7 protein-coding genes and 1 riboswitch are annotated in these 8,142 nt (G+C 54.2%); of the genes, 2 read left to right on the top strand and 5 right to left on the bottom strand.

The annotated features are described in order from the left end of the window. Positions 1–344: 344 nt before the first annotated feature. Positions 345–1,196, bottom strand: coding sequence for a glutamate racemase (murI, locus tag ACOTX1_RS19420; protein ID WP_003862067.1), 852 nt, complete (start codon positions 1,194–1,196; stop codon positions 345–347). Next, a complete protein-coding gene (btuB, locus tag ACOTX1_RS19415; RefSeq protein WP_421766864.1) occupies positions 1,141–2,979 on the bottom strand; it encodes a TonB-dependent vitamin B12 receptor BtuB in 1,839 nt (612 codons plus the stop codon). Before btuB ends, murI begins: the two co-directional genes overlap by 56 nt. Positions 2,980–3,056: 77 nt before the next feature. Continuing rightward, positions 3,057–3,232: riboswitch (cobalamin riboswitch) on the bottom strand. A gap of 104 nt (positions 3,233–3,336) precedes the next feature. Between btuB and trmA the strand changes: the two genes are divergently transcribed. Then, positions 3,337–4,437 carry a tRNA (uridine(54)-C5)-methyltransferase TrmA gene (trmA, locus tag ACOTX1_RS19410; RefSeq protein WP_003862063.1) on the top strand — a complete coding sequence of 367 codons (1,101 nt, stop codon included), beginning with the start codon at positions 3,337–3,339 and terminating at the stop codon, positions 4,435–4,437. Between the two features lie 90 nt (positions 4,438–4,527). Here trmA and ACOTX1_RS19405 read toward each other — a convergent pair whose 3' ends face one another. Beyond that, positions 4,528–4,887, bottom strand: coding sequence for a YijD family membrane protein (locus ACOTX1_RS19405; RefSeq protein ID WP_003862061.1), 360 nt, complete (start codon positions 4,885–4,887; stop codon positions 4,528–4,530). Positions 4,888–4,896: 9 nt separating this feature from the next. Continuing rightward, complete coding sequence (gene fabR, locus ACOTX1_RS19400) at positions 4,897–5,535, bottom strand: HTH-type transcriptional repressor FabR (RefSeq protein ID WP_003862059.1); 639 nt, start codon at positions 5,533–5,535, stop codon at positions 4,897–4,899. Positions 5,536–5,731: 196 nt separating this feature from the next. On the opposite strand from fabR, the gene sthA reads away from it, so the two are divergent. Continuing rightward, complete coding sequence (sthA, locus tag ACOTX1_RS19395; protein ID WP_003862057.1) at positions 5,732–7,132, top strand: Si-specific NAD(P)(+) transhydrogenase; 1,401 nt, start codon at positions 5,732–5,734, stop codon at positions 7,130–7,132. Here sthA and oxyR read toward each other — a convergent pair. Then, a complete protein-coding gene (oxyR, locus tag ACOTX1_RS19390) occupies positions 7,115–8,032 on the bottom strand; it encodes a DNA-binding transcriptional regulator OxyR (RefSeq protein ID WP_008501786.1) in 918 nt (305 codons plus the stop codon). The two genes, sthA and oxyR, sit on opposite strands and share 18 nt — an antisense overlap. Positions 8,033–8,142 lie beyond the last annotated feature (110 nt).

The raw sequence follows: 8,142 nt of genomic DNA, 5'->3' as shown, positions 1-8,142 counted from the left end.
GTGTTCACTCGTTGAGACTTGGTATTCATTTATCGTCCGAGGACGTTAAGAATCCATGTCACTTTGAGTGCCCACACAGATTGTCTGATAAATTGTTAAAGAGCAGTTGCAACGCGGCTTTCAGCTCATCGTTGCGAGGTCCCGTATATTACGTTTTCCTCATTCAGAGTCAAGCAATTATTTTCACTTTTCTCTGTTGGCGTTCATCTCTGAACCCCGCTGTCCCGGCGGCTTGTAAGCCGTTGTTCCGTGTCAGTGGAGGCGCATTATAGGGAGTTCTCAGACGTTGACAACCCCTCTTTGAAAAAAAACGTTCAACCGTCTCTTTTTTGCTCAAAACCGTGCTACAGCGCCAGTTTTTCGAGCGTTTCGAAGCCATAACGACGTAAAACGGGCAAAAGTTGTTCGGTTTCTTTTGTTATCGCCATACAAAAAGCGATGTTCGCATCCGCGGATTTCGCATCCGGCGCCTCGTGTTCCAGCAACCAGGCCGTCCGACGCGCAATCGCAGCACCGGAATCCACCAGCCGGGTCCCTTCAGGCAGAACCTTTAACAGCTCTTCCTGTAATAGCGGGAAATGGGTGCAGCCGAGAACAACCGTATCCGGTGGTTCCTGCATCCGCAGCCATGGACGCAGAATACGACGCAGCTCTTCAAGCGATACCGTCTCGCCGTGCAGTTTCGCTTCCGCCATTTCCACCAGCTCCGCGGAGCCGAGCATGGCGATCTGGCATTCATTGGCAAAGCGCTCAATAAGCTCACGCGTATAAGGACGTTTTACCGTACCGCGCGTAGCCAGCAACCCCACAATGCCGTTCGCCGTCAGACGCGCCGCAGGTTTGATTGCCGGAACAACGCCCACAACCGGGAACGGGAATTTTTCGCGCAGGGCAGGAAGAGAGACCGTGCTTGCCGTATTACAGGCAATGACCGCCAGCGCCAGGGGATAACGCTTTTGTACCGCGGTGACGATTTCAACCACACGCTCAACAATAAAGTCTTCACTCTTTTCCCCATACGGGAACGCGACGTTATCGAAGGCGTAGATGTAATGGAGATCCGGCAGGAGCTGCCGAATCTCATCATAGACCGAAAGCCCACCGACGCCGGAATCAAACACCAGCACGGTGGGACGCGGATCAGAAGGTGTAGCTGCCAGACAAGGTGTATTCCCGTCCTGCAGTTTGGTAGCCATAAACTGTCTCGTAATTTTTATCGAACAGGTTGGCTATTTTACCACGAACTGTGAGATGAGAGGTGACGGGATATGAAACCGCGACGTCCCACAGGCTGACGCCGCCCATTTTCACGCGTTCTGTTGCATAGGTATTCGGATCAACGGCAACGTCATAGCGAGTGCCCAGATAACGGTACGCCAGATTCCAGTCGAGATCCCACACCTGCCAGTCAAGCTGATACTTAACCTGCTGCTTTGAGCGACGTGCCAGGACTTCGTTGGTTTTCGCATTGCGCGGGTCAACGTAGTCATAGGAAATTTGGTGCCCTACCGGTCCGGTATCGAACTGCGCCGTCACCTCAATCCCTTTGATGCGAGCCTCATCCACGTTGTAATAACGGTAGGTCCGCGGGTCGCTGTTAATCAGGTTATCAATATCATTACGATAACCCGTCACGCGCCAGTTTACCGGCCCCGTCAGGCCTTCAAAGCCGCCTTCCCACTGCTTACTCTCTTCTGGCTTCAGGTCCGGATTGCCGTAATCCTTACTGTGGATCTGGCTCATGGTCGGCGCTTTATACGCTGTGCCGTAAGAACCGATGATGCGATACCCCTCGATGAACTCCCATGCGGCGCTGGTCTGCCAGGTGGCGTGATTGCCAAAATTAGAGTTATCGTCATTACGCGCCGCCGCTTCCAGCGTCACGCTGTTGAACTGCTGCATCGCCGAAAGGAACACGCCGGTATTACGTTGTTCGTAACCTTTTTCCAGATAGCCCGTACCCGCCTGGGTTTTCTGCTTCTGCCAGTCCAGACCCGCGCCGATATTGCCGTGCCCCACTTCAACCGTATTCAGCCACTGGGTGGTGTACTGCTTCACGTCATCCATGGTTGCGGAGTCAGCGTAGCGGCCTTTTTTCGGATCATAGTTCTGATCTTTGCTACGGCCATACCCTGCCACCAGCTGTGACTGGAAAATACCCTGGTTATAGCGCAACCCGGTGTCCCAGTTCTGGCTGTAAACCTGACGCGTGTCCGGCCGCCCATCAATGCCGGTCGCGCCATAGTGATCGTAACCGTCATACGCGGAGCGGTTATCGTAGCCAAAGCCACGGACGAATCCGCTGACGCTGTCGGTAAACTGCTGCTCCACCGAGCCAAACAGCGATTTACTCATAAAACCATCGCGGTCTGGCTGGCGCGGGGCATCTTTTGCGGCAATATCAAAACCACGGGTATAGGTATAATCACCGGCCATGGTGATTTTGGTTTTATCGAACACCTGCTGGAAGGCACCGTTATAGTTTTGATACCCCTTTGAACCGACACCCGCAGAAATTTCCGCACCCGGCTTGTCGCGCCCGGTAATGATGTTAATCACACCGCCAATCGCGTCGGAGCCATACAGCGCCGAACGTGGGCCGCGAATGTACTCAATACGCTGAATCAGCGACGTCGGAATTTGGCTTAAATCGGGAACGTTGCTGATCCCGGCATTATTCAGAGGGATACCATCAATCAGTACCAGAACATGGCGGGATTCCGTACCGCGAATAAACGTTGAAGAGGTCGACCCCATCCCGCCGCTTTGTGCGATGTCCACACCCGGCAGGCGTGACATGATTTCCACAACACTCGTTGCCTGCCAGCGTTCAATATCCTCACGCGTCACGACGGAGGTCGGAGCCAGAACGGTTTTTGCTGGTTGTTCGAAACGGTTTGCTGTCACCACCAACGAGTCGGCGCTTTCCTGCGCCCAGCCCGAAAATGCCGTGACGGAAAACACCGTCAACAGCGAAATTTTTTAATCATTGTTAAAGCATCCACAATATAAGAAGGATGCCGCAGGCCTCACCGATAGCACGCGATGATGAAACCAAATGCGACGTGATCCCGGCAGGTCTTCGGGCTGGGTGGCGTTATACGGATGAAGACTTCCCATTTTCACAGTGTCTACAACTCTCATCCCGCCAGTCTTTACCGCTGCGCGTCAGCTCCAGATTTGCACTGGATTCCCTTTTCACTCTCAGGAGACCGGAAACAGAATGCTACAATTAGACACGTATAGATGTCCAGATAGCTATTAGCCATTAAATCTGGACATCCACTGCACAATCCCTACAATCCCCGCGTAATTCTTTATCACTCAGGACGCATCATGACCCCCGAACACCTCCCGACAGAACAGTACGACGCACAGCTGGCAGAAAAAGTTGTCCGCCTGCAAAGTATGATGACGCCTTTCAACGCGCCGGTTCCCGAGGTGTTTCGTTCTCCGGTCAGCCACTACCGTATGCGCGCTGAGTTCCGCATCTGGCACGATGGCGATGACCTGTACCACATCATTTTCGATCAGCAGACGAAATCCCGTATTCGCGTAGACAGTTTTCCGGCGGCGAGTGAGCTCATCAACCAGCTGATGACGCTGATGATCGACGGTGTGCGCAACAATCCGGTACTGCGCAACAAGCTGTTCCAGATTGACTACCTGACCACCCAAAGCAATCAGGCCATTGTTTCTCTGCTCTATCACAAAGCACTGACCGACGAGTGGCGCGAGCAGGCAGAAGCCCTGCGCGATGCGCTGCGCGCGCAGAATATCAACGTGCACCTGATTGGCCGCGCGACCAAAACCAAAATCATGCTGGACCAGGATTACATCGACGAGCGTCTGCCGGTGGCAGGAAAAGAGATGGTTTACCGTCAGGTGGAGAACAGCTTCACCCAGCCGAATGCCGCCATGAACGTGCAGATGCTGGAGTGGGCGTTGAAGGCGACGGAAGGGTCTAAGGGCGATCTGCTGGAACTCTACTGCGGTAACGGCAACTTCTCGCTGGCGCTGGCGCGTAACTTCGAACGCGTGCTAGCGACGGAAATCGCCAAACCGTCGGTGGCAGCCGCGCAGTACAACATCGCCGCTAACCATATTGATAACGTACAAATTATTCGTATGGCGGCAGAAGAGTTTACCCAGGCGATGAACGGCGTACGCGAGTTTAACCGCCTGCAAGGGATTGATTTGAAGAGCTACCAGTGTGAGACAATTTTTGTCGATCCGCCGCGCAGTGGCCTGGACAGCGAAACCGAGAAGATGGTGCAGGCGTACCCGCGTATTTTGTACATCTCCTGTAACCCGGAGACGCTGTGCAAGAATCTGGAAACATTAAGCCAGACGCACAAGGTTGAACGTCTGGCGCTGTTCGATCAGTTCCCGTATACGCACCATATGGAGTGCGGCGTACTGCTTACTGCACGATAATCTTTAGGCCGGATAAGCGTAGCGCCATCCGGCATTTTTTGGCAGGTGGCGCTTCGCTTACCTGCCCTACAACGACTACAAAACCCTTCTCTACTCCGGCAACTCGCTCTTGCGGCTACGCATGCGAGAGCCAATCCAGAACACCAGCGCCACAGACAGTACCGCAGGCAGGAAGTTAGAGCCAATATCCGGATACTCCGCGCGCACCACCGTGCTATAAAGCAATACACCCAGAATAAAACAGGCTGCGGCCAGTCCCGGTAACCCAACTGGCATCGTGCGGTTCAGATAACGTTGATGCAGACAGTACACCGTCAGCACCAGCGCGATAATCGGGAAAATCGAGAACGGTACAATTGAGCTGAAAACCGCCGCAAACGTACCATTAATGGATAAGCCAGCGATCAATGCCAGCAACAGCGTTCCTTTATCCTGACCTGACTGTTTCATTACTCACCTTCACTCATCGTTTTGATGTGCCAACTTCTCTTGTTCACGGCGATACCAGTAGTACGCACCTTTAGAAATCATCCGCAGCTGCAATACCAGTCGCTCTTCGAGTTGCTTACGTTGTTCAATGCTGACATCCAGCGCTTCAGCACCCGCGCTGAACACAATCGTCACCATCGCCTCAGCCTGTGCTTCAGTAAACGCACGCGGCATATGGTTTTCGAGTTCAAGATAGTCGGCAAGTTCCGCGATGAAATGCTGAATTTCACGCGCGACGGCGGCACGAAACGCGGCTGACGTTCCGGAACGCTCACGCAACAGCAGGCGAAACGCGTTAGGGTTATTGCCGATAAATTCCATAAATGTCGACACGGAAGTGCGGATCACGCTGCCGCCCTTGGCGATACGCTGACGCGCCTGACGCATAAGCTGGCGCAGCATCAAACCGCTCTCGTCGACCATGGTCAGGCCCAGTTCATCCACATCACGGAAATGACGATAGAAGGACGTTGGCGCAATCCCGGCCTCGCGCGCCACTTCACGCAGGCTCAAACTGGCAAAACTCCGCTCAGCACTCAGTTGACTGAATGCGGCTTCCACCAGCGAACGCCGGGTTTTCTCTTTTTGTTGTGCTCTTACGCCCATCACGATAGTTGAATCCTTCCAAAGGCCCGTTGGCACTATACCAGAGAATAAAATTAATCTGTTTACCTGACTTTGTGAATGATTGTTTACGCGCGGTTTGTGCTCCACTGCCCGAAAAAAGCACAACGATAATTGGGTTACCCTGGCAATGATGTTATGATTCTGTTGCTTTTATGTATAAGAACAGGTAAGCCTTGCCATGCCACATTCCTACGATTACGACGCAATAGTTATTGGTTCCGGCCCCGGCGGCGAAGGTGCTGCTATGGGTCTGGTAAAACAGGGAGCCAGAGTAGCGGTTATTGAGCGCTACCATAATGTCGGCGGCGGTTGCACCCACTGGGGCACCATCCCTTCGAAAGCCCTCCGCCACGCCGTTAGCCGCATTATCGAATTTAACCAGAACCCTCTTTACAGCGACCACTCCCGACTTCTTCGCTCCTCCTTTGCCGATATCCTGAATCACGCAGACACGGTCATTAACCAGCAGACGCGCATGCGTCAGGGTTTCTATGAGCGCAACCACTGTGAAATTCTGCAAGGGAACGCGCATTTTGTGGATGAACACACCCTGGCGCTGGAGTGCCACGACGGTTCGGTTGAGACGCTCACCGCTGAAAAATTTGTGATCGCCTGCGGCTCCCGTCCTTACCATCCGGCAGACGTGGATTTCTCGCACCCGCGCATTTACGACAGCGACTCCATCCTCAGCCTGCACCACGAGCCACGCCATGTGATCATTTATGGTGCGGGGGTGATTGGCTGTGAATATGCGTCGATCTTCCGCGGAATGGAGGTCAAAGTTGATTTGATCAACACCCGCGACCGGCTGCTGGCGTTCCTCGATCAGGAGATGTCAGATTCCCTCTCCTACCACTTCTGGAACAGTGGCGTGGTGATTCGCCACAACGAAGAGTACGAGAAAATCGAAGGCTGCGATGACGGTGTGATCATGCACCTGAAATCCGGTAAGAAGCTGAAAGCCGACTGCCTGCTGTATGCCAACGGCCGTACCGGCAACACGGATTCATTGCAGCTGGAGAATATCGGGCTTGAAACCGACAGCCGCGGTCAGCTCAAGGTCAACAGCATGTACCAGACTGCGCTGCCGCACGTTTACGCGGTGGGCGACGTGATTGGTTACCCAAGCCTGGCCTCCGCCGCTTACGATCAGGGCCGCATCGCCGCACAGGCGCTGGTGAAAGGTGAAGCGACGGCGCATCTGATTGAAGATATCCCGACGGGCATCTACACCATTCCGGAAATCAGCTCTGTCGGCAAAACCGAGCAGCAGCTGACGGCCATGAAGGTGCCTTACGAGGTGGGTCGTGCCCAGTTTAAACATCTGGCGCGGGCGCAAATCGTGGGAATGAGCGTGGGTACACTGAAGATCCTGTTCCATCGCGAGACGAAAGAGATCCTCGGTATTCACTGCTTCGGTGAACGCGCGGCGGAAATCATTCATATCGGCCAGGCGATCATGGAGCAAAAAGGTGGTGGCAACACCATTGAGTACTTCGTTAACACCACCTTTAACTACCCGACCATGGCGGAAGCTTATCGGGTCGCTGCGCTGAACGGCTTAAACCGCCTGTTTTAACGCGCTGTCAAAATGGCCATCCATCGCACCGCGGATGGCCTCTGCCAGCTGCTCATAGCGGCTGCGCAGCGGTGACCCCGGACGATAAACCAGACCAATGGTGCGACGCGGCTCCGGCTTAATACACGGCAGATAGACCACGCCATCACGTTTACGCTCGTGCGGCACCGCCAGCGCCGGCAACAGCGTAATACCGCTTCCCGCCGCCACCATATTACGCAGCGTTTCCAGGCTGGTTGCGCGGAAATGGGTATCTTCATCGGCACCCGCTTCGAAGCAGAAGCCCATCGCCTGATCGCGCAGACAGTGGCCGTCTTCCAGCATCAGCAGTTTTTCACCGGCCAGATCGGCCATCGGTACGCGATCGCGGTTCGCCCACGGGTGATCTTCATAAATCGCCAGCATCATCGGCTCATCGAACAGCGGTACTTCAATAAACGCTTCACTCTCTTTAACGAGCGCCAGAATCGCACAGTCGAGCTTACCGCTGTCTAACTGCGCCAGCAGCTGATGGGTTTGCGCTTCATGCAGGTACATTTCGAGTTTCGGGAACGTCTGGTGCAGCATCGGAATGATGTGCGGCAACAGGTACGGGCCAACGGTTGGGATCAGGCCAATATGCAGCGGGCCGGACATCGCTTCCCCCTGCTGGCTTGCCATTTCCTTGAGCACTTTGACCTCGCGCAGTACGGTGCGCGCCTGATCCACCAGCAGCAGACCTGCCTGCGTGAACAGTACTTTACGACTGGTGCGCTCCAGCAGCATCACGCCCAGCTCATCTTCCAGCTTGCGGATCTGACCGCTCAGCGTTGGCTGGCTGACATGGCAGGAGTCTGCCGCGCGGCGAAAATGGCGATGCTCAGCTAACGCTACCAGGTATTCAAGATCACGAATATTCATTATTCATCCTCCGTCGCCACGATAGTTCATGGCGATAGATAGCATAGCAACGAACGATTATCCCTATCAAGCATTCTGTTGAATAATACATCACATAGACGAGGCGGCAC

This window comes from Enterobacter cloacae complex sp. IR5401 (assembly GCF_049238425.1).
In the GTDB taxonomy this organism is placed as follows: domain Bacteria; phylum Pseudomonadota; class Gammaproteobacteria; order Enterobacterales; family Enterobacteriaceae; genus Enterobacter; species Enterobacter hormaechei_C.
The sequence above is the reverse complement of the archived record's forward strand: the minus strand, read 5'-3'. Positions and strand labels throughout refer to the sequence as shown.

What these genes read in the sequence shown, in the direction of transcription:
- murI (WP_003862067.1), bottom strand. Translation starts at nt 1,196, where the DNA reads ATGGCTACCAAACTGCAGGACGGGAATACACCTTGTCTGGCAGCTACA.
- trmA (WP_003862063.1), top strand. Translation starts at nt 3,337, where the DNA reads ATGACCCCCGAACACCTCCCGACAGAACAGTACGACGCACAGCTGGCA.
- ACOTX1_RS19405 (WP_003862061.1), bottom strand. Translation starts at nt 4,887, where the DNA reads ATGAAACAGTCAGGTCAGGATAAAGGAACGCTGTTGCTGGCATTGATC.
- sthA (WP_003862057.1), top strand. Translation starts at nt 5,732, where the DNA reads ATGCCACATTCCTACGATTACGACGCAATAGTTATTGGTTCCGGCCCC.
- oxyR (WP_008501786.1), bottom strand. Translation starts at nt 8,032, where the DNA reads ATGAATATTCGTGATCTTGAATACCTGGTAGCGTTAGCTGAGCATCGC.